Genomic DNA, 20447 nt, shown 5'->3' on the forward strand with positions numbered 1-20447 from the left:
CGCCATGTGCACCTTGCTGCCCTTCTTGCGCTTGTAGCCGTCGTAGCCAGCACGTGGTCCGCTTTCGCATGTCGACTGTAGCGTTCGACCATCCAGGATCACGGCGCTGGGTTTGCCCCTGCTTGCCTTGCGCTACCCGCAAGATCGAACGCAAATCGTTGACCATGGCCTCAAAGCAGCCAGCCTGTAACCACCGTTGGGTTTGCTGGTAGACCGCCTCCCACGGTGGAAACTCGTGGGGAATCAAGCGCCAGGGCGCCCCGGCTCGCGCCATCCAGCGCAATGCGTTGAACATCAAGCGCAGGTCATACTTGCTCTGCCGTGCCTGCGGATCCATCAGTGTCAAGTAGGGTGCAGCGAAGGCCCATTCTTCATCGGATACGTCGGTCGGATAGGAGCGTGCTGGCTTCATCCGCTTACGATAGCCGCGAAAGCCTCAAGTTCATAACACGCTCTAACAAGGATATTACAATGCGTGAATTGACTGCTGTGGAAATGATGGACGTGAGCGGCGGATTCAATCCCGTCGATGCTGCAGCAGGCGCCGCCTGTTCATCATTGGGTCAAAGTGCTGCAACAGCTATAATTGGCGGTTTTCTTGAAGGACTTGAAGTCGGAAGCGTTGCCGGTCCAATCGCAATGATTGGTGGCGCAGCAGTGGGAGCTGCCGTCGGAGTAATCTGGTATTATACTACACCGGCATCTTAACCAGTAGCAGTGGCCCTCCAATGCGAGGGCCACTTAAAAATGGAGGGAATAATGGCTCCAATTAAAGACTTCCGCTGGGAATTAAGCCTTAAAAGAAGAGTTATCCCCTTTCAGTCGATCAGTCAAGTAGTAAGCTTTTTTTTCTACCTTTTTCTGGCTGAAATACTTGTTTTTGCCCTAATAGAAATCCTCCCTGGAGATATTGAGGACAAGATATTCATAATGGCCCCATCCATTTTCCTATCTTTTTTCCCAGTTTACGAAGTCATCCCCCAAAGCTTTATTGTCGAAGGAATGAGCGCCAATGAACTCCACCATAAAGTTCAAGGGAAATTGGATAAGCTTGGATACAAAAGGTGCGAGGAACAGGCTGGATTTGTATACTTCAGCAAACTCCCCAAGATTATATCCTGGAAAGAAAATTCAGTGAAATTAATCGACGTAAAAGATGGCTGCAAAGTTATCGCACCAAAATTAATTTCCAAGAAAGTCCATGATTTTTGCGCAGGATTAGCTTGAATTTTAATGTATGAATTTCAATTTCGCAAATTAAACTTTGAGAACATAAATTTCAGGCATGTTGCCATCCAAGGTACGCACATATGGCTAGACTTGGCTGACATCGCAATGGCAATTTATCAGGAAATTCCATGCGCCACTTCAGCAATCAAAAAATGAATAATAATCTTCCGCTCTTAGCTGCACTATTCGTATACTTACTGACGACGGCAATTTCCACACTCCTTCATGAACACCTCATCATTCGCTGCCCTGTCATCTTTACTGGCGTTATAATTTCATTATTTATATATAAAAATTTCTGGAAGCCCGCACTCGTAGTAAAAATTAAAATTTAATTATTATAGAACGCAATGTATGATTTTATTTTTCATCTCAACCCCGTCGGCACACGATCCTCGTCGGATATCACCTGGATGCCTTACAGAGCCAGGCCAAATCGAATAGTTCGGTTTTTTCTTAATCAGATCAATTGACTACCTGTACAGTAGCGCAGTACCACGCATTGGGAATATGCATCATGCATTGGAACTCAGACGAGAGCTTTCCCCTTGCACCAGACAGATGGTCAGCATGGCGACCACCTTGGGGACGTCGATTAGAGGGTGAATCCGCAGTACGACGCGCGACCTGGCAATGGCATCCATTCGACCCGATCATCGTGTCGATCCCGGGCGAAAAGTCGATGCTACCCCCTGTTTGCTTTGCACGCATGGCACCTCAAATTCAAAAAAGAATGCTCTCCCAATTCCTTGTATTATTTTCCCTGATGTCATGCATGGCAATAGGTTTCGCCATTGCAAGCTTCAAAACCGATGGAAATTATTTCATCAAAGCAAGCACAGTAATCACGTTATTCGCAATATTTTTAATCTCTCAATATCTACTTATTTTCCGAAAATTATCGAGTCTGCGCGAATACTCTCGATTCTCTGCATGGTGTTATTTACAGACGAGCAAGCAACCACTTTCAATCGCCGTCATGATGATAGCGATCGGCGGAATTCAGCTCTACCTACAGACACGCGCCGGTAGCCTTTTCAATCTGATCGAGCAGTATGGACTTGTTTTCCAAGATGCGCCGCACCAACCATGGCGCTATCTCAGCGGGCCTTTCCTGCATTCCGGTGTTGCACACTGGGCCGCTAACTTTTCTTTACTCATGGTTGCAGCCGGGCTTTCTTTCTCGCTTGGCCGGGCGCTGGTTATCTGGATACTTTTCTTATCCGGAGTATTATTGCCCGCATTTTTGTTGACATTCCTCCCACATTGGGTCGGCTCGGATGCGTTCCTTGGCATCTCCGGCGGAGTATTTGCATTATATGGATGGATTGTCGGCATCTCGCTACGCAATCGCCAGATATTTCCGCCTGCTCTCTGGTGGATGTTTGCATATTTCGCATTGGCAACGATGCTGGCTTCCTCCTTGCTTTCTCCTCGCACGAGTTGGTTTGCGCATGCATCGGGTTGGCTGTTGGGGCTTACGATTGGCTTATTGGAGATAGGATTGAAGCATGAGCTTAAAAAACCAATATTGGCATCTTCAGGAACTGGAGCGATCTGAGCGATGAAGGCGATTGTGCAAGCAGAAGCAAGCGAATGCGGGCTGGCTTCATTGGCGATGGTGGCTTCAGCGCACGGCATGCAATTGGGCCTGCCCGAGTTACGCCGACGTTTCCATTTATCGCTCAAAGGCATCCGACTCAACCAATTGATCGAGATTGCCCAGACGCTGGGTTTCTCCACCCGCCCGCTGCGGCTAGAGATGGAACAACTGGATCAACTCGCCCTGCCTTGCGTCCTGCACTGGGATCTCAACCACTTCGTGGTACTTGCTAAGGTTGGAAAAACCAAAGCGACGATCCTCGACCCGGCCATCGGTGAGCGTAGGTTATCGCTCCAAGAGGTGTCCCAGCACTTTACCGGCGTGGCGCTGGAACTGACGCCAACTGCCGAGTTCAAGCAGCACAAGGCAGCCCCTTCCATTTCCGCGCGCCAACTCACCGGCCCCATCCGTGGGCTGTGGAGTGCGCTGTCGCAGATCGCGCTGTTGTCGATGGCGTTGCAGGTCTTCGTCATCCTGGCGCCGTTCTACACGCAATGGGTGGTGGACCAAGTGCTGGTGTCGGCGGACCGCGATTTACTCGTGGTGCTGGGGCTGGGTTTCGGATTGGCGCTGCTGCTGCAAGTCGGCATTGGCCTGTTGCGTGGTTGGTCGGTGGTGTATCTCTCCTCCAGACTCGGATTGCAGTGGATGGGCAACGTGTTCGCGCACCTGCTCAAGTTACCGTTGGATTTTTTCGAAAAACGGCACCTGGGCGATGTCACCTCGCGCATGTCCTCGGTGCAGACCATTCAACACACGCTCACCACCAGCTTCGTCGAGGCAATAATCGATGGGGTGATGGCGATGGTCACGTTGGTTCTGATGCTGATCTATAGCTGGAAGCTGGCATTGGTGACACTGCTGGCGGTCGCGCTCTATCTTGGCATCCGCGCCATTGCCTATCGGCCCATGCGCGACCGCACCGAACAACAATTGGTGGCCGCGGCCAAGCAACAGACACATCTGCTGGAATCGCTGCGTGGCATGCAAAGCTTGAAAGTGGCCGGTGAAGAATCGGTGCGTCGTTCCACTTACGAGAACTTGCTCAACGACACGGTCAATCAGGACGTGAAACTGGCACGGATGTCGCTGGGCTTCAACACGGCCAGCCAGTTGGTATTCGGTCTGGAGCGCATCGCGGTGATCTGGATCGGCGCCAGGTTAGCGCTGGACAACGTATTTTCGGTCGGCATGTTGGTTGCCTACCTGGCCTACAAGGACCAGTTCGCCACGCGCGTGAGTGGATTGATCGATAAATGGATCGAGTTCCGTATGCTGCGTCTGCATGGCGAGCGGCTGGCCGATATCGTTTTGACTCCTCCGGAGGAGCATCACGCACACCCCCACGCACTACCACCCGCCGAGCCACGCATCGAGGTGGAAGGATTGTCGTTTCGCTACGCCGACGGCGAGCCGTGGGTGGTCAAGGACTGCTGTTTCACGATTACGCCGGGAGAATCGGTGGCCATCATTGGCGGGTCTGGTTGCGGCAAGACAACGTTGGTGAAGCTGTTACTGGGGTTACTCACGCCCAGCACGGGGACGATCCGCATTGGTGGGCACGACCTGCACAAGCTCGGCCCACGCACAGTCCGCAGCATGGTCGGCGCGGTGATGCAGGACGACCAATTGTTCGCGGGCAGCATCGCCGACAATATCCGTTTCTTCCAACCGGATTCGGATCAGGACAGGATCGAGGCGGCGGCGCGCCTAGCCGCTGTGCATGAGGACATCGTGGCGATGCCGATGGGCTATCACAGTCTGATAGGCGACATGGGAAGCTCATTGTCGGGCGGTCAGAAGCAGCGGTTGATCCTGGCGCGCGCACTGTATCGGCAGCCGAAGCTGCTGTTCCTCGACGAGGCCACCAGCCATCTGGATGTCACCCGCGAGCGCTTGGTGAACGAGGCGGTGAAGCAATTGCAACTGACCAAGGTGATCGTGGCGCACCGCCCTGAAACCATTGCCAGTGCTGACCGCGTCCTGGTGATGGAGCATGGACGGATCATGCAAGAATTAAGGCCGCAGCAATCACTTGAGATGTCACGTTTTGAAGATCAGGCCTTCAGTGCTTGAGTAAAGGTAGCAATAGTGGATGTTCGATTTCCGAGCGCATCCACTGCAGTGTTTTGGATTTCCTTGAAACATGTAATTGACATGTATAAATTGAATAATACTCAATACATCCTTTGCTTGGTCAGCTTAACCTTTTTAATTACTTCCACGAAATCGAGTGGCTGGTGTGAATTTTACGCAATATCAGCATTGCCAGTAACAATATGGTTTTTATGCTCGAAGTTTTCCAAAAAAATTAAATGGAAGAACTAGGCCGCCATGAAAAACCACGCATCCCCACCAGTAGCAAGCGTTTTGTGCAGCACAAGGCATGTCTGACTTGCCAGTTTCTGTTAGGGAAGGTCTGAACTTGCCCACCCTCCCCGTTTTTTAGCTGACCAACACATTGAATTTTAAGCTTGCTGATATCGGAGGTCTGACTTGTTCAGACCTTGGCAGTCTCAAGGATCAAGTGCGTCGTCGCTTCAATACGCTCCATGCGATGGAGCACACGCCGCATCCTGCCACCACGCCAGCAGCGCAGCACAATCAGTGAAATGCAGGTCAGCTAGCGCAGGCCATGGGTTATCCGCACGCAGCAAAACCGTGGTGGCCCCTGCATTGCGACCGCATTGCAGGTCGTACTCGTGATCGCCCACCATCGCCATCGCCTGCGGCGCCACGCCCCACTGTTCTGCCAGATGCAGCAGGCCACCCGGATGCGGCTTGGGCGGAGCGTCATCGCGGCCGAGGATGGTCACCGTGTCGAACAGATCATCGAGTTCGATCTCTTCCAGGGTCAGTTGCGCCAGTTCGCGCGCATTGCGGGTCAGTACGGCCAACCGGCAATCGGCGGCATGCAACGTGCGCAGTAGTAACGAGGCACCATTGGCCGCGATCGCTTCATGCGCCAATGCGCGTTCGTGTTCGAGCAACCAAGCATGCTTGGAGGCGCGCTGCGCCTCCGGCAACGCCGCCAGGTGCTGCAGGATGTCGGCATGCAGCGGAATCTGCAGGGCGTCGCGAATCACGCTGAAATCGTGCACGGCGCGGGTCAAGGTGCCATCCATGTCGAACACCCAATGCCGCACCTGGCGCAACGTCCGTGCCTGTGACGTGGTGAAATCCATGCGACTCAATCCCACCCCGGCATCTGCGCGCCATCCAGCCCGCCGGTCTCGAACACTGCCGTGCGCGTCCCACCCGCCTTCACGGGAAACGTGATCTGCAGGACCGTGGTCTTGCGCGCCAGCTTCCACAGCGCTTTGTTGTCGGTGATGAACATGGCGATGGCTTCGTCGGTCTTCGGGCGGCTCGCCGCAGCAGTCCGCGGCGCACCGGCATCGGCCTTCAATTCCACCTTGCAGCCGCTGGCGCAACGGAAATCGCCGGACTGCAGCACCAGGTACGCGCTGCGCTTCCACTCGGGATGATCGCGGAACACCAGTTGCACCGGCTTGGGTCCACTGCCGTCCACGTCCACCTTGTCGCGGCTGTACAGCATCGCCGCGCGCTGCACACCCTTGCCCACTGGCACCTGCGAATACTGCCAGGCGGCCTGCATGCGCCGCAGTTCGCGCGCGGCCTCGCCCTTGGCCTTGACCTCGGCATAGCCGGGCCGAATGCGTTCGGCGGCAGCAGAGCCGGGATATTGCTCCAGCAATGCGGCGCCGTGAATCCGCGCCAAGTCCCAGTTGGCGGATGCGACGGCGGCAGCGTATTGCTTGGCCAGGTCCTCGGCGGCCTGCGCCTTGGCCTGTGCTTGCGCGGCGGCTTGCGCCTTGCGTTCGGCTTCGTGGTCGCCGCAACCGGCCAGAACAACGGCACACAGCGCGCCGAGCAGGAAACGTTTCATCGTGGGGTTCCTCGTTGGATCAGGGTCGCGATCGCCTGCGCGACGTCGTTGGGTTTTTCGACAATGGACATGTGGCCGCTGCCCTCGAGCATCACTTGGATCGCCTGCGGCAGGCGCTGCGCGTACAACGCCAACGCACTGACATCGATCACCGCATCCTGCACGCAGTACAGCAGCAAGACCGGCTGACGGATCGACGCGGCCTCCTCGAACGGCAGAAACGCCTCTTCGCCGCGACCGATCCGCGCCAGTACCTGCTGCTCGAAATCGGCCTCTTGGCGGCGCCAGGCAACCACCACCGGCACCGCCCATGCCGGGATGCGCGGCTTGCTACGCTCAAGCACGAATGCGGTCTGGATGTAACGGCGCAACGAAGCGGCATCGTGCACTGCGAACGGGTTATGACCTTCCAACACCGTCTGGCCGAACGCGTTGTCGGCAAAACGCACGCCGGCCGCATTGAGCAAACCGACGCGGTCAAATCGTGCGGGATGACGCGCGGCGGCCAAGGCGGCGATGCCGCCGCCCATCGAATGCCCAATCAGCACGCACTGGCTGCCGGCACGGCGCACGCAATGCGCGGCGAATGCAGCGACGCGTTCGGCCTGCGCGAGGAAACCATAATCTTCGCCGGCAATGCGCTGGCTCTCCGCCCAGCCGGGCAGATCGGGGATGATCAGGTGATAACGCGTCCCCAGCACGCGCGCCAGCGCTAGCCAGTTTTCCTTGCTACCCGTGAATCCGTGCAGCAGCAGCAGCGTCGGTGCGGTGGGATCGGACGCGGCGCGTTGCAGATACGTCCAGCGGTGCCCGGCAACCTGCGCCTGACACCGTTGCAAGCCAGTGCCGCAACACTGACGCCGGCCTTCCAAGCGCAGCAGCAGGAATGGCTTGTGCCACAACAGCAACGCAACACCTGGCAACAGCAGCAACACAACGGCCAGCACGGTGAACAGCACCCACGGCCACATCATCATCGACGCCATGAAAGAACCAGGAAGCAACAGCATGCCATGCGCTCAGGCCGCCGCGTCGGCTTCGCCAAGATGGATCGCCAGCCAAACGGTGGCGCGGTCGAGGTCGGTGAAGGTCACCCAGTGCGGCGTATCGGCGGGGATCAACACATAGTCGCCTGGCGCAAGCGAGATTTCCTGGTCGTGCACGAGCACCCGCGCGCGGCCACTCAGTACCATCACCCATTCATCGTGCGCTTGCAGATAGGGCGCGTCCTTGGGAGTGGTTTGCCCATGCGAGACGATGCGTTCGATGCGACAGCCGGAGCGCTTGAGCAGTTCGGTGAAGACTTCACCGCCAGTGGCATCCGGCAGCGGCGTCAGCAGCTTCCCGAACGTGGTAGAGAGATCGGTCATGTCAGGGCATTCTGCTCGGCAGATGGCAGCCGGTCCAGCCAGGCTGAACCTGGGAGCGGAGGACCAAGACGACGGCAAATGCCGGAGCGTCGGGTCGGCAGGCGGACGAAGGTCAAGCACGCATGGACGATGAGGCCATCGGGATTTGCCGAGGATAGCGCGAATGCCCAGCGCCGGGATCACCCCGGCGCCGCGCACGCCCACCGACACCGTCTGTGGGCGCTATCAGTTCAATGCGCGACTGCGCCGGCCTTGGCCTTGTCCAGCATGTCCTGCACCGACACCGCGGTGATCGGATGGTATCCAGGCTTGGCCTGGGCGAAGACCTGCTCGGCGAACGCCAGGCCGTCCGGGGTCTTCACCAGCTCCGCGTAGATCGGCAGGATCAGCCGACGGCGACCGATGCGGGCGATGAATTGCCCAGCCGCCGGGCGCGCATCGAGGTCGCCGCTGCGGATGGCCAGCGGGTACCAGCGCATCGCGATCTCGCCGTTCGGCGTACCGGTGAAATGGTAGGCCGCGTCGAGCTGCTTGATCTGTTCCAGACTGAGTACAGGCGGCAGGCCACTGAGGAAACGCACCCATTCCTGCGTGCTCCAGGCATCGGTGATCTGCTTGCCCGGCAACGTGCCACTACCATTCCAGGCGATGCGTGCGGTGTCGACCATCGTGAAATTGCGCGAGCGCGCCTTCTGTGCGAAAGCGGGAATACCCGGCTCGTCCAGCCACGCATGCAACTCCTTCTCACTCACCACGCCCGGCTTCTTGGCCAGCAAATGGGTTTTCAGATAATCGACGAATTGGTCGGTGTTGGCACTCTGGAAAGCGTGGTCATCGAACCAACCGCGCAGGAACGCATCGAACGTGTCGCGACCGAAACGTTGCTCCAGAAATTGCAGGAACCAAGCACCTTTGACATAGGCAATCTGACTCAGAGCATCGTCTGGATCGCGCTCGGTCAGCGCTGGCAGCGCCAGCAGTTGGTCGGCCGGACGGATGCCCTGCAGATCGGCCAGTAAATCGGTTTGGTCGATCTGGCGCTCCATCTCGGCCGCTTCGGCACCGTACAGCGCTTCGGTGATGCGTGCCTGTACATAGGTGGTGAATCCTTCGTTGAGCCAGATATCTTTCCAACTGGCATTGGTCACCAGGTTGCCGGACCAGCTATGTGCCAGTTCGTGCGCGATCAGCGACACCAGCGACTTGTCGCCGACAATCACGGTCGGCGTGGCGAAAGTCAGACGCGGATTCTCCATGCCACCGAACGGGAACGACGGCGGCAACACCAGCATGTCGTAGCGGCCCCAGCGATACGGGCCGTACAGCGTCTCGGCGGTGACGATCATTTTTTCGGTGTCTTCAAATTCCTTGGCCGCCTTGTCGGCCATCGCCGGTTCGGCCCACACGCCAGAACGTGCGGAGATCGGCTTGAACACCAAGTCACCAGCGGCGATGGCGAGTAAATAAGACGGGATCGGCTGCGGCATCTTGAACGTGTAGTCGCCGTCGCGCACCGCGTTCGGATCGTTGTCGGCGCTCATCAACACCATCACGTCCGGACGCGAGACCACATGCGCGCTGTAGGTGAAGCGCACGCTCGGCGTGTCCTGCAACGGCACCCACGAGCGTGCGTGGATGGCTTGCGACTGGCTGAACATAAAGGGCAGCTTTTTGCCCTCGGTCATCGCCGGCTCCAGCCACTGCAAGCCGGAGGCAGTGGCGGAGGTGTGGTAGGCGATGGTGATCTTCTGTGGCCGGTTCGGCGCATCGATCGTCAGCTTGCTGCCGTAGATCGGGTTGGCCGGCGCCAGCGCGTACTGCAGCGGCGCCAGATCGCCCTTGCCATCGTCGGCCTGCACCTTCTCGATGGTCAGCTCGCGGGTATCCAGGACCAGTTGTTTGGCGTTGCGATCCTTCCAGTCCAAGGTGTAGGTCGCGGTGCCGCCGATCTGCTTGTGGTCGAAATCCAGCTTGAGATCCAGCGCCAGATCCTTGATGACGACCTTGGAGGGCTCGGCATACGAGGTCTCGTCGTGGCTGCGATCCACGCGCGGCGCGGCGGCAGGGGTTGCGGGAGCGGCGGCGGCAGGAGTCTGGTCGTTGGAACAGCCCGCCACGCCGATCGCGACAGTCAAGGTCAACAGCAAGGGAGATCGCATACAGGCCACCGCATCGGGCAAAACCGGATTCTAACGCAGCCCGCCCGCATGCCGTGCGGCACCCAATTGGGCGCATGCCACCCCGTTAGGTCGATAACTCCTGTGCGTGCCAGCTTGTCGGCAACGCCAGGAAATCGCGCTCCTGCCATTGCGCATGTTCAAGGTATTCCTCGGCAATGCCACGAATCAGTTGCTGTTTCATCTCATCTCCCATGGACAGCAGCTCGGCGACCGGCAAATTCCGGCGTCGCGCGAAACGGATCGCATACCGATATCCGTCGACATCCTCAAGGATCGGGCGCAGCGCAGGATCGGGCCATAGCGCCACCAGTTCTTCCAGCAACGAGGAGCCCTCCTCCTGCCGCGTGCGCAGCATCTGCTCGACGCGGCGCAGCGCCCTGCCGAGGAACGCGGCAGGATCGCCCATGCGCAATCTGCGCGAATGCCACTGCCAACCGCTCGCCCAGTGCGGATCGATGATCATGCGATTGATCAGCGAAATCGACCCTCCCTCCAGGATCACGCCGCCAGCAGCGCTGTGCCGGTCAACCATATCCTTGAGTAAGGCGTGCGCCTCATCCGCTGCGATGATGCCCTCGCGCACCGCGCGCGAGGCGAGATAGATCCTGCGAGTGCCGCGCAGCTCTGACGACAACGGACGCCCGCTGCCGGTCGCCAGTTCGGGATAGCACTGAATGCGATCCAGCGCGATGACCGGCCATCCGGTCTGCTCAGCCAACGCCACGGCGAGCGCAGTCTTGCCGCTGCAAGTCGGCCCCCAGATCAAATGCAACGTCCCGCTCATCGCTCGCCGGTCTCTTCCAGGCATGGCCTGTGCGTAAGCGCATCGCCCGACCGGGCACAGGTATGCATGTAGTTGGCAATCAAGTTGACCGCATGCTCACGGATTCCCTCCCTCCAGCCCGAGGACAGGATCAGACCACTGCGCTGCTCCTCGGCGTGCATATAAGGTGTTTCCCATTCGATCCGGACAGCAGCGTCGGTGCATTCCTCAAGCTCTCGACCCAACGCTTGCCCTTCGCATCGATATAGAAGACACGTTCGCACGCCTTGCCGGACTAGTGCATTGAAGTGCTCTGCTCGTGCGATTAATACGTCCCCCGCCACCAACGGCATGGACGAATAGAAGCAAGCGATATCGGAGGAGCGGAAGCACGGATCGGATTGTGCATCGCCATCGCCTATCAAAAAAAACCGATTGCCGCTCGCAAGGCTGAATTTCAGCAGGCCAGTCTGCGGCAGACCCAACATTAACGGTGTTAACTGGCCGCAAAGAGCGGTGAATTCGAAGTCCTCGAAACCAAGGACATCCATCAGTGCCAGCCATTCAAAGGTATCGCGGCTACCGCATTCAGGAGAAATCGCCATTCGCCACCAACCATCCCGATAAATCTAGACAGAAGAAACGTATTGCGAAACGCATCGACTACAACAGCTTGCACACCATGCCGAGGGAACTATTCTTCAAAGAAATGCGTTTCAAAATCATGAAATCGACTCACCATCTTACAGCAGCCTCTATATTGCTTAGAGTGGTTAACAAAACCTCGCCCGTCGCTGTCGGGTAGGTGCGCACAGCGCGCAGAAAGGTTGTGTAAAGAGGGACATAAGATTGCGCGTTGCCCGCGCAACGTCCATCTACGGCACAGTCGTTTTGTTAACGACTCTTAATGTATTTATTGATGACGCGTGAATTATTCGATCATTATACCACTGATCGATCCGATGCAAATTCAGTAATATTAAGCTTCACATGGCGATGCGAGGCACGGCATGCCGTAAACCAACGCATCCGCCAAGACTCAATCAGTCAGGCCAATGTTGGGCGGTCTGGCCACTACCTTGAACGCCTTCTGGATGCACAACTGCGCAGGCAGACGCCACAGCGACGCGACGCATTCGCCACCAGCAAAATGATAGGCTCAGATCTTATAGCCGGAATGGATCGCCACGATTCCACCCGTCATATTCTTGTAGTGACTGCGGGCAAAGCCGGCCTCTTCCATCATCGCTTTCAACGGCTCCTGCGGCGGATGCTTGCGGATACTTTCAGCCAGGTACTGGTAGCTCTCGGCATCCTTGGCGAACAATTTACCCAGCCGCGGCAGCACCTTGAACGAGTGGAAGTCGTAAAGCGGCTTGAACCAATCGACGGTGACCTCTGAGAACTCCAACACCCGCACTTGTCCGCCAACCTTGAGGACACGGTACATCTCGCGCAATGCCGCGTCCTTGTCGGTCACGTTGCGCAGACCGAAGGCGATGGTGACCAGATCGAAGCACTGGTCCGGGAACGGCAGCGCCTCGGCATTGCATTGCACATACTCCAGGCCAGCCACCAAGCCACGATTGGTCAGCCGGTCGCGCCCCACCGACAACATGCCGGCGTTGATGTCGCCAAGCACCACCGCGCCGTCGCTGCCGACGCGCTCCTTGAGCAGCGCGGCGATATCGCCAGTGCCGCCCGCCAGATCGAGGACGCGGTCGCCCGGTTTGACCTGGGCTGTGGCCACGAAATAACGCTTCCACACCCGATGAATGCCCAGACTCATCAGATCGTTCATCAGATCGTAATTGCCCGCGACCGAGGTGAACACCTCGCCGACCAGCTTTTGCTTGTCCTTGGCGGCAACGTCGCGGAAACCGAAATGGGTCGTACCAGTGGTGTAAGGAGATTCGCTCATGCCCGGGATTATCGCACTGCCAGCCGTTCTATGGTGGTCGTGGCGTTGGCAAGATCGGCACCTTGGCAATCCGGCCGATGTGACACGGATCCCCCCACGCAGTTGCCGACACGCCCCCTGAGCACTCTGGACCTGATGTGACGCAAACCACAGCCTGATGCGCGTCATGGACCACCCCTCCTGCAAGCAATGGCTCTCATGCCGGGACAATCGCTACGCGCCGTACCGCGGCACATCCATCCCAACGCATCTTTCACTTTGCAACGCCAGAGCGCGGCAGACACCACCCCAGACACAGCAGATTCATCCGCAAGCAATCCCTGCATGATCGAATGAATTTCCTTGTCCAGGCTTGGAGATCCAAGATGTCCGCCCGCAGACCACTTTGGTTATTGATCGGCATGACCCTCGCCACAAGCAGTTGCGATGCGCTGGAAGCCAGCAAACGCGACGCATGGGTGGTGCAGCAGATCTACAACGACAACCATCCCTATGCCGCGCAACACGGCGAACTGGATACCAAGATGGCAAAGATGGCCGCAAGCGCCTACGCCTTCTATCGCGGCACCGACACCATCTTCTATCACGACATGAAGCGCTTGCCGTGTTCGCCGTGGACATCTCCGCAGACCAGCTACACCTGGCTCAACGGCGACGCGCACATCAACAACTTCGATGCGGCACGTAACAGCAACGGCGTGGCCGCCTTCAAAGTCTCCGACTTCGACGAAGGCCATCTCGGCCAGTACATCTGGGACCTGCGCCGGCTGGCGGCGAGCATGGTGCTGGCCGGACGCGACAACGGCCTGTCCGACAGCGACATCGGCAATGCGATTGACACCATGGTCGGCGCCTACATGGACAAGATCCGCCAGTTCAGTGGCAGCGATGCGGAAAAGAGCTTCCAGTTGACCAAGGACAACACCAGCGGCGCCGTTGCCAAGATCATCGACAAGGCCGATGGCAAGAGTCGCGACAAGTTACTGTCCAAGTACACCGAGGTCAGCGATGGCAAGCGCACGTTCCAGACGCTGAAAGATCTGGTCGCCGTGGACAATGCCACTACCACGGCAGTCGCAGCGGCAATGCCTGGCTACATCGACTCGATCTCCACCTCCGAACGTTATCCATCCAGCTACTACACGATCAAAGACGTGCGTCAGAAGCTGGGCTCTGGCGTCGGCAGCCTCGGTCGGCTGCGTCTGTATGTGCTGATCGAAGGCCCCACAACCTCCACCGACGATGATGTCATCCTGGAATGGAAGCAGGAAGCCAGCAGTGCGGTGGCAATCGCCGCGCCATGGCAGATGCCCGCTTTCACCTATGACAACAACGAAGGCGCGCGTGTAGCGCGCACCGCCAAAGCGCAGACCATCGCCGCCGACGTGCTGATCGGCTACACCTGGCTCAACGGCACGTCGTTCTACGTGCACGAAAAATCGCCGTTCCAGGAAGACTTCGATCCGAGCATGCTCAACAGCACCGACACGTTCGCCACCGCAGCGATTTATGCAGGGCAAGCACTGGCCTCGGCACATGCGTTGGCCGACCGGGACAACAACCCCAAGATGGTGCCTTACAACATCGACAAGCAAATCGACAAAGCCGTCACCAGCACAAGCGGGCTGAAGTGGGAGCTGCGCCGGTTCGCATTCGATTATGCCGCGCAGGTGCAATTGGATTGGCAATCCTTCGTGGCCGCGTACAAGGCAGGGACACCGCTGTACTAGGAATCGCTAACAAGACGACTGCCTCGCCGCCAGACGGACGCGGGCAGTGCGCGGAATCCTCATGCACCCTGCACACTGCGATTGCTGAGCACTGTCCGCACCCACCCGGCAGTGACTGGCGAGGTGTTGTTAGCCACGCTAATACCGCGCACACAGCGGTGTCGCGCCGCAAATGCCAGGGAGCGGCAAGATGCACACCATCGGACCTGCCCGCACTGCGAGACAGCGGGCAGCAGCGCACGCCGTCGTGCAACAGGCGTTCTTGCGAACGCTTGCAGCGGCTTGCGCCGCGACACGATTACAAGATGTAGCGACTCAGATCCGGATCTTGTACCAGTTCGCCCAGGTGTGCATCGACATAGCCGGCGTCCACGGTGACACTCTCGCCCTCGCGGTCGGGTGCTTCGTAGCTCAGCCTGTCGAGCAGGCGCTCAAGCACGGTATGCAAGCGCCGCGCGCCGATGTTCTCCTGACGCTCATTGACCAGGAACGCGATTTCGGCGAGACGGGCGATTGCATCGTCGGTGAAGCGCAGGCTCACGCCCTCGGTCAGCAACAATGCTTCGTATTGCTTGATCAGCGCGGCCTTTGGCTCGGTGAGGATGCGAATGAAATCGTCCTTTGACAGCGCCGACAACTCCACCCGGATCGGAAAGCGCCCCTGCAACTCCGGGATCAAATCGCTGGGTTTGGCCAGATGGAACGCGCCCGAAGCGATGAACAGGATGTGGTCGGTCTTGACCGTGCCGTACTTGGTGCTGACGTTGGAACCTTCCACCAGCGGCAACAGATCGCGCTGCACTCCCTCACGCGAGACGTCACCGCCGGACACGCCGGCTTCGCCGCGCTTGGCGACCTTGTCGATTTCGTCGATGAACACGATGCCATGCTGCTCGCAGGCATCGATCGCCGCGTCACGCACATCGTCCTCGTTGACCAGCTTGCCGGCTTCTTCCTCGATCAACAGCGGCCGCGCCGCTTTGATGGTGAGCCGGCGCGACTGCGACTTGCCGCCGCCGAGGTTGGAAAACATGTGCCGCAACTGCTGCCCCATCTCCTCCATGCCTGGCGGGGTCATGATGTCCATGCTGACGTTGACCGGCACGTCCAGTTCGATCTCACGCTCATCCAGCTCGCCGGCACGCAACATGCGCCGGAACTTGCTGCGCGTGTCGCCGTCCTGTGCCGATGGTTCTTGCCGCGCGAGGTCCGGATCAAAACCGATGCCGGCGCTGCGCCGCGGCAGCAGTGCATCCAAGATACGCTCCTCGGCACATTCCTCCGCCTGGGTCCGCACGCGGGCCTTGGCCTGTTCGCGATACAGTTTGACGGCGGTATCGGCCAGATCGCGCACGATCTGCTCCACGTCCTTGCCGACGTAGCCGACTTCGGTGAAGCGGGTGGCCTCGACCTTGACGAACGGCGCATTGGCCAACGTCGCCAGACGTCGCGCAATCTCGGTCTTGCCGACGCCGGTCGGACCAATCATCAAGATGTTCTTCGGCATCACTTCGTTGCGTAGCGCATCGGGTAACTGCATGCGTCGCCAACGGTTACGCAGGGCGATTGCCACCGCGCGCTTGGCGTCGTGCTGACCGACGATGTGGCGATCCAACTCCTGCACGATCTCGCGCGGAGTCATGGCGGCGGCGGCGGATTCGATCTTGTGCGACATGGATGTACTCACGAATGACATTGGGAGATCGGCACACGCGACGCTGCACCTGGCTCACCACGCCCTGCGCACGGCGTGTAGCCGACCGATGTGAAAAGAAGCTGCGCAAGAATGCCGCACACGCCACAGCACGAATCCGATGGCATCGAGGCAAACCAATGGCGCATGCCGATCACAGCTCTTCGACCACCACGTTGCGGTTGGTATAGATGCAGATGTCCCCGGCAATGTTCAACGCTTCCACCGCGATGGTTCTGGCGTCAAGGCTGGTATGACCGAGCAGCGCGCGCGCGGCCGACAAGGCATAGGAACCGCCTGAGCCAATGGCAATGATGCCGTCCTCCGGCTCGATCACATCGCCGGTGCCGCCGATGATTAGCGAGGTTTCCCGGTCGGCCACCGCCAGCAATGCTTCGAGCTTGCCCAGGCGGCGCTCGGTGCGCCAGTCCTTCGCCAACTCCACTGCCGCGCGGGTCAGTTGGCCGTGCTTTTCCAGCTTGGCCTCGAACAGTTCGAACAAGGTGAAGGCATCGGCGGCGGCACCGGCGAAACCAGCCAGCACCTGGCCGTCGCGACCGAGCCGGCGCACCTTGCGGGCATTACCTTTCATCACAGTATGGCCCAACGTCACTTGGCCGTCGCCGGCGACGGCGACACGGCCATCGCGGCGCACCGACAAAATCGTAGTGGCGTGGAACACGTTGGGGTTCTGACTGGGATCCATACGGCCTCCGAAGCGGTGAATGAGTTGTGGGGGCGGGCGACACCGGGTTCAAGCGCTGCCGCTGCCGTCCGCGTCCCCGCACCACGGCAATCCACCGACACGACAATACCCACGCCGACAATCATGCCCAGCCCTGAGCCACACCTGCGCGTACAACGCATCGTGCCCCTGACTCGCACTCACTCGCGATAGCGAGGCCACCGCCGCGCACCCACACGACGAAAGGAATCGACAACATCCCCACTCGCACAATGGCATCGCTGCCTCACTGCTGCTGAGAGCGGCTAACAACACCTTGCGAGTCGCTGTCGGCTGGGCGCGGACAGCACGCAGGAACCGCGGTGTCCACGTGGGGACATGAGAATTCCGAGCACTACCGCTCCCGTCCAACGGCAACGCAGTGGTTTTGTTAGCCGCTCTTAACTACCGCAGCATGCTTGATCGCATGCTTGCGCCACACCAGCGGTAGCGCCGCCAGACATGCAGCGCTCAGGATTTGCGTTTGGCGCGCGGATGCGCGGCATCGTAGACCTTGGCCAGGTGCTGGAAATCCAGATGGGTGTAGATCTGCGTGGTGGCAATATCGGCATGGCCGAGCAGTTCCTGCACTCCACGCAAGTCACCGGAAGATTCGAGAATATGGCTGGCAAAGCTGTGTCGCAGCATGTGCGGATGCACGTGCTTGAACAGCCCCTGGCGAGCGGCCAACTGTTTGATCCGGATCTGCACCGCGCGCGCGCCGATCGGTGCCCCGCCACGACCAGGAAATACCGGTGCGGCGGCATCGGCGCCGCGCTCTGCGCGCCACTGCGACAGCGCCTTGCGCGCATGCGAGCCAATCGGCACCAAGCGTTGTTTACCGCCCTTGCCATGCACGCTGACCAGACCACTGGCGGCATCCAGATCGCGCCAACGCAACGCGCACAGTTCGCTCAGGCGCAAGCCGCAGGAGTAGAACAATTCCAGCAAGGCCCGATCGCGCATGCCCAGTGGCACGTCGGTGGGAACTTCGACCAGGCGCACTGCCTCGTCCGCATCGAGTACCTGCGGCAACTTGCGCGGGGCCTTCGGTGCACGCAACGCTGCGGCCGGACTGGCCTGGAGATGACCATGCTTGAGCAGCCAGACATAGAAACTGCGACAGGCCGACAGACGCCGCTGCAAGCTCTTCGGCGACAAGCCGCGGCGATGCTCGGCGGCGATGAACTGACGCAGTTGTTCGGCAGCGAGCAACGTCGGATCGCCCAACATGTGATCGGCCGCCCACGTGGTCAGCGCTGCCAGATCGCGGCGATAGGCATCCACCGTATGCGCGGACATCCGGCGCTCGACCTGGAGATAGGCAAGAAACTCGACGACGCGACATGTCGCGGAAGAGTCGGCATGAGCAACAGCCGCATCGGCTACCGCGCCAGGGCGACTCGCGCGCGTTCTGCGTTTGGCCTTTGTCGCCTCCACCTTCATCGTTGCAGCGCCACCACCAGCGCCTCACCCATCATGCGCAAGAACAATGTCCCCATGCCGGGATAGAAGCGATTGAGATCGCGGCTACCGACCGCGATCAAGCCCAGACCAGGCAGCGGCAGCAATGCGGTGGATTGCACGCTATCGATCCGCTCGGCGTACAGCAACGCCTGTTTTTCCGGTTGCAGGCGTCCGCAGATCGGCTCGCCATCCTTCAGGCAATCGTGGAACGGCGCCAGACGCGGATCGTCCTGCGCCACGATCTGCAACCACGGCGCCTGCTCCAGGCCGGGTAACGGTTGCAGCAACACGATGCTGACCAGATCGCCGTGAAAATCTTCCTGCAACGACGCCGCCATCGCGCGCACGCTGTCGGCGGCGCTGGCTTGTCGCATCAGCGCCAGGGTCAACTGATGGGTACGCACCGCCAGACGTTCGTTGACCTGCGCGTTGGCGGCCAGTTCGGTCAAGCGTCGCGACAACTCGCGATTTTTGTCGCGCAGCACTTCCAACTGGTAACTCGCCAACGACGCGGTCGGGCCATCATCGCGCGGCACCACCAGGGTCAGCGCCAGATCCGGAAATTGCTTCAGAAAGCTCGGATGACGGCGCAACCATGCCGCGACTTCGTGTGCACCGATCTTGTCCAGACTCTCGCTCATTGAATCCACTCTCCATCGAAAACGAACGCGGCAGGCCCCGACATCACCAGCGGCGCGGTAGCGTGCGGCCATTGCACACGCAACTCGCCGCCGGGCAAGGCCACACGCACATCGCGATCCACACGACCACGCTGCATCAACACCGCCGCCGCCGCGCAAGCGCCGCTGCCGCAGGCCAGCGTTTCACCGACACCGCGCTCGTACACACGCAGGCGCAGCCGAGCGCGATCGATCACTTGCACGAAACCAACATTGACCGAATCCGGAAACGAGGCATGCTGCTGCAATCGCGGCCCCAGCCGTTCGACTGGCGCGGCATCGACCAAACTCACTTCCACTACCGCATGCGGATTCCCCATCGACACCGCGCCGAAACGCACGCTCTCGTCTTGGATCGGCAGCAGATATTCGTCCTGCGCATGCGCAAAACCGATCAGCGGCACGTCTTCCGGTGCAAAGCGTGGCACGCCCATCGCCACGGCGAACTGGCCATCGTCGCAGCGTTCAATGTGGTGGATTCCAGCGGGACTCTCGATGACGAAGCCATCAGCGCCGGCGCTGCCGTCGCGCACCAACCATGCGGCCACGCAACGCGCACCATTGCCGCACTGCCCAGCGGCGCTGCCATCGGTGTTCCAGATACGATAACTGGCCAGCGCCGCCGCGTTGCGCGCGGGCTCGATGGTCAGGATCTGATCGCAGCCGATACCGAAGTGGCGATCGGCCAGACGCACCGCCAACGCAGCATCCGGCGGGGAACTGCCATCGCGCAAATCGAGCACCACGAAATCATTGCCCGCACCCTGCATCTTGGTGAAGCGCAGGCGCCCACCGCGACTGGCCTCAGCCTTTTCCATCGACGGAGGGGCCGCTGAGGTTGGTCGGTTGCGAGGAGTGACCGTCGGCCGGGGTGGACGGAGCGGCGGGGTCGGCGCTTGCTGGCGGCGTGGCCTCGGGCGCGGCGGCTGGCGTGACCTCCACCGGCACCGGCTTCTGCGGCATCACCAGCGGCCCCTTGTTGCCGCATCCGGCCAGCGCGAGTAGCACGGCAGCGGCCAGGACAATACGGATCGAATGAGAAAACAATGTGCTCATCTGCCGAGTATAGCCACACCGGCATGAATCTGGCTGCGTCGCCTTGCCGCGTCGCCTTCGCGCGCGCAAGCGCGATCACGCCACAGCCCATCGTGCGACGACTGCCGATGCCACAGCAGT

General features: G+C 59.5%; 18 protein-coding genes, 1 other RNA gene and 2 pseudogenes. 5 read left to right on the forward strand and 16 right to left on the reverse strand.

Features of this window, described 5'->3' with window-relative positions; all coding sequences use genetic code 11:
- Positions 1-412: pseudogene (locus XALGPE39_RS11865) on the reverse strand (transposase); the annotation flags it as partial.
- A gap of 59 nt (positions 413-471) precedes the next feature.
- Here XALGPE39_RS11865 and XALGPE39_RS15770 point away from each other — a divergent pair.
- The 4 genes from XALGPE39_RS15770 (at position 472) to XALGPE39_RS11880 (ending at position 4909) form a co-directional block, all read left to right on the forward strand.
- Positions 472-708 carry a hypothetical protein gene (locus XALGPE39_RS15770; RefSeq protein ID WP_152624897.1) on the forward strand — a complete coding sequence of 79 codons (237 nt, stop codon included), beginning with the start codon at positions 472-474 and terminating at the stop codon, positions 706-708.
- Between the two features lie 51 nt (positions 709-759).
- Positions 760-1227 (forward strand): hypothetical protein, encoded by a 468-nt coding sequence (locus tag XALGPE39_RS11870; RefSeq protein ID WP_152624898.1) that lies wholly within the window; start codon positions 760-762, stop codon positions 1225-1227.
- Positions 1228-1939: 712 nt separating this feature from the next.
- Complete coding sequence (locus XALGPE39_RS11875) at positions 1940-2791, forward strand: rhomboid family intramembrane serine protease (RefSeq protein ID WP_235429802.1); 852 nt, start codon at positions 1940-1942, stop codon at positions 2789-2791.
- Positions 2792-2794: 3 nt separating this feature from the next.
- Positions 2795-4909, forward strand: a complete 2115-nt coding sequence (locus tag XALGPE39_RS11880; protein WP_045728367.1) for a peptidase domain-containing ABC transporter — start codon at positions 2795-2797, stop codon at positions 4907-4909.
- A 464-nt stretch (positions 4910-5373) separates the two neighbouring features.
- Here XALGPE39_RS11880 and XALGPE39_RS11885 read toward each other — a convergent pair whose 3' ends face one another.
- The 8 genes from XALGPE39_RS11885 to ubiE all read right to left on the reverse strand — a co-directional run bounded on the left by XALGPE39_RS11885 (position 5374) and on the right by ubiE (position 12977).
- Entirely contained in the window at positions 5374-6018 is a 645-nt protein-coding gene (locus XALGPE39_RS11885; RefSeq protein WP_045728368.1) for an HAD family hydrolase, read from the reverse strand.
- Positions 6019-6023: 5 nt separating this feature from the next.
- Complete coding sequence (locus XALGPE39_RS11890) at positions 6024-6743, reverse strand: hypothetical protein (RefSeq protein WP_045728369.1); 720 nt, start codon at positions 6741-6743, stop codon at positions 6024-6026.
- Positions 6740-7753: an alpha/beta fold hydrolase gene (locus tag XALGPE39_RS11895; RefSeq protein ID WP_235429803.1), complete on the reverse strand. Its 1014-nt coding sequence runs from the start codon at positions 7751-7753 to the stop codon at positions 6740-6742. Before XALGPE39_RS11895 ends, XALGPE39_RS11890 begins: the two co-directional genes overlap by 4 nt.
- A 9-nt stretch (positions 7754-7762) precedes the next feature.
- Positions 7763-8113, reverse strand: a complete 351-nt coding sequence (locus XALGPE39_RS11900) for a cupin domain-containing protein (protein WP_082061899.1) — start codon at positions 8111-8113, stop codon at positions 7763-7765.
- A 230-nt stretch (positions 8114-8343) separates the two neighbouring features.
- Positions 8344-10272 carry a M1 family metallopeptidase gene (locus XALGPE39_RS11905; protein WP_045728370.1) on the reverse strand — a complete coding sequence of 643 codons (1929 nt, stop codon included), beginning with the start codon at positions 10270-10272 and terminating at the stop codon, positions 8344-8346.
- Between the two features lie 85 nt (positions 10273-10357).
- Entirely contained in the window at positions 10358-11077 is a 720-nt protein-coding gene (locus tag XALGPE39_RS11910; protein WP_045728371.1) for an isopentenyl transferase family protein, read from the reverse strand.
- The gene (locus tag XALGPE39_RS11915; protein ID WP_152624899.1) at positions 11074-11661 is read right to left on the reverse strand and encodes a hypothetical protein; all 588 of its coding nucleotides are present in this window, start codon (positions 11659-11661) and stop codon (positions 11074-11076) included. Before XALGPE39_RS11915 ends, XALGPE39_RS11910 begins: the two co-directional genes overlap by 4 nt.
- A gap of 554 nt (positions 11662-12215) precedes the next feature.
- Positions 12216-12977 (reverse strand): bifunctional demethylmenaquinone methyltransferase/2-methoxy-6-polyprenyl-1,4-benzoquinol methylase UbiE, encoded by a 762-nt coding sequence (gene ubiE, locus XALGPE39_RS11920; protein ID WP_045728373.1) that lies wholly within the window; start codon positions 12975-12977, stop codon positions 12216-12218.
- Between the two features lie 365 nt (positions 12978-13342).
- On the opposite strand from ubiE, the gene XALGPE39_RS11925 reads away from it, so the two are divergent.
- A complete protein-coding gene (locus XALGPE39_RS11925; RefSeq protein ID WP_045728374.1) occupies positions 13343-14707 on the forward strand; it encodes a DUF2252 family protein in 1365 nt (454 codons plus the stop codon).
- A gap of 298 nt (positions 14708-15005) precedes the next feature.
- Here the strand turns inward: XALGPE39_RS11925 and hslU are convergent, their stop codons facing one another.
- The 7 genes and pseudogenes from hslU to XALGPE39_RS11955 form a co-directional block, all read right to left on the reverse strand.
- Positions 15006-16349: an ATP-dependent protease ATPase subunit HslU gene (gene hslU / locus XALGPE39_RS11930; RefSeq protein ID WP_152624969.1), complete on the reverse strand. Its 1344-nt coding sequence runs from the start codon at positions 16347-16349 to the stop codon at positions 15006-15008.
- Positions 16350-16554: 205 nt separating this feature from the next.
- Positions 16555-17106: an ATP-dependent protease subunit HslV gene (gene hslV / locus XALGPE39_RS11935; protein ID WP_045728376.1), complete on the reverse strand. Its 552-nt coding sequence runs from the start codon at positions 17104-17106 to the stop codon at positions 16555-16557.
- Between the two features lie 282 nt (positions 17107-17388).
- Positions 17389-17465: non-coding RNA, sX9 sRNA (locus XALGPE39_RS15285), on the reverse strand.
- 130 nt (positions 17466-17595) lie between these two features.
- Positions 17596-18462, reverse strand: a pseudogene (gene xerC / locus XALGPE39_RS11940) (tyrosine recombinase XerC); the annotation flags it as partial.
- A gap of 104 nt (positions 18463-18566) precedes the next feature.
- A complete protein-coding gene (locus XALGPE39_RS11945; protein ID WP_045728378.1) occupies positions 18567-19232 on the reverse strand; it encodes a DUF484 family protein in 666 nt (221 codons plus the stop codon).
- Entirely contained in the window at positions 19229-20089 is an 861-nt protein-coding gene (gene dapF / locus XALGPE39_RS11950) for a diaminopimelate epimerase (RefSeq protein ID WP_045728379.1), read from the reverse strand. Before dapF ends, XALGPE39_RS11945 begins: the two co-directional genes overlap by 4 nt.
- The gene (locus XALGPE39_RS11955; RefSeq protein ID WP_045728380.1) at positions 20076-20327 is read right to left on the reverse strand and encodes a lipoprotein; all 252 of its coding nucleotides are present in this window, start codon (positions 20325-20327) and stop codon (positions 20076-20078) included. The genes dapF and XALGPE39_RS11955 overlap by 14 nt, the downstream gene beginning before the upstream one ends.
- Positions 20328-20447 lie beyond the last annotated feature (120 nt).

It is taken from the genome of Xanthomonas sp. GPE 39 (assembly GCF_000963005.1).
Taxonomy (GTDB): Bacteria; Pseudomonadota; Gammaproteobacteria; order Xanthomonadales; family Xanthomonadaceae; genus Xanthomonas_A.

Excerpts from the sequence above, each read along its gene's own strand:
- XALGPE39_RS15770 (WP_152624897.1), top strand. The coding sequence starts at position 472 with ATGCGTGAATTGACTGCTGTGGAAATGATGGACGTGAGCGGCGGATTC.
- XALGPE39_RS11870 (WP_152624898.1), top strand. The coding sequence starts at position 760 with ATGGCTCCAATTAAAGACTTCCGCTGGGAATTAAGCCTTAAAAGAAGA.
- XALGPE39_RS11875 (WP_235429802.1), top strand. The coding sequence starts at position 1,940 with ATGGCACCTCAAATTCAAAAAAGAATGCTCTCCCAATTCCTTGTATTA.
- XALGPE39_RS11880 (WP_045728367.1), top strand. The coding sequence starts at position 2,795 with ATGAAGGCGATTGTGCAAGCAGAAGCAAGCGAATGCGGGCTGGCTTCA.
- XALGPE39_RS11885 (WP_045728368.1), bottom strand. The coding sequence starts at position 6,018 with ATGGATTTCACCACGTCACAGGCACGGACGTTGCGCCAGGTGCGGCAT.
- XALGPE39_RS11890 (WP_045728369.1), bottom strand. The coding sequence starts at position 6,743 with ATGAAACGTTTCCTGCTCGGCGCGCTGTGTGCCGTTGTTCTGGCCGGT.
- XALGPE39_RS11895 (WP_235429803.1), bottom strand. The coding sequence starts at position 7,753 with ATGCTGTTGCTTCCTGGTTCTTTCATGGCGTCGATGATGATGTGGCCG.
- XALGPE39_RS11900 (WP_082061899.1), bottom strand. The coding sequence starts at position 8,113 with ATGACCGATCTCTCTACCACGTTCGGGAAGCTGCTGACGCCGCTGCCG.
- XALGPE39_RS11905 (WP_045728370.1), bottom strand. The coding sequence starts at position 10,272 with ATGCGATCTCCCTTGCTGTTGACCTTGACTGTCGCGATCGGCGTGGCG.
- XALGPE39_RS11910 (WP_045728371.1), bottom strand. The coding sequence starts at position 11,077 with ATGAGCGGGACGTTGCATTTGATCTGGGGGCCGACTTGCAGCGGCAAG.
- XALGPE39_RS11915 (WP_152624899.1), bottom strand. The coding sequence starts at position 11,661 with ATGGCGATTTCTCCTGAATGCGGTAGCCGCGATACCTTTGAATGGCTG.
- ubiE (WP_045728373.1), bottom strand. The coding sequence starts at position 12,977 with ATGAGCGAATCTCCTTACACCACTGGTACGACCCATTTCGGTTTCCGC.
- XALGPE39_RS11925 (WP_045728374.1), top strand. The coding sequence starts at position 13,343 with ATGTCCGCCCGCAGACCACTTTGGTTATTGATCGGCATGACCCTCGCC.
- hslU (WP_152624969.1), bottom strand. The coding sequence starts at position 16,349 with ATGACTCCGCGCGAGATCGTGCAGGAGTTGGATCGCCACATCGTCGGT.
- hslV (WP_045728376.1), bottom strand. The coding sequence starts at position 17,106 with ATGGATCCCAGTCAGAACCCCAACGTGTTCCACGCCACTACGATTTTG.
- XALGPE39_RS11945 (WP_045728378.1), bottom strand. The coding sequence starts at position 19,232 with ATGAGCGAGAGTCTGGACAAGATCGGTGCACACGAAGTCGCGGCATGG.
- dapF (WP_045728379.1), bottom strand. The coding sequence starts at position 20,089 with ATGGAAAAGGCTGAGGCCAGTCGCGGTGGGCGCCTGCGCTTCACCAAG.
- XALGPE39_RS11955 (WP_045728380.1), bottom strand. The coding sequence starts at position 20,327 with ATGAGCACATTGTTTTCTCATTCGATCCGTATTGTCCTGGCCGCTGCC.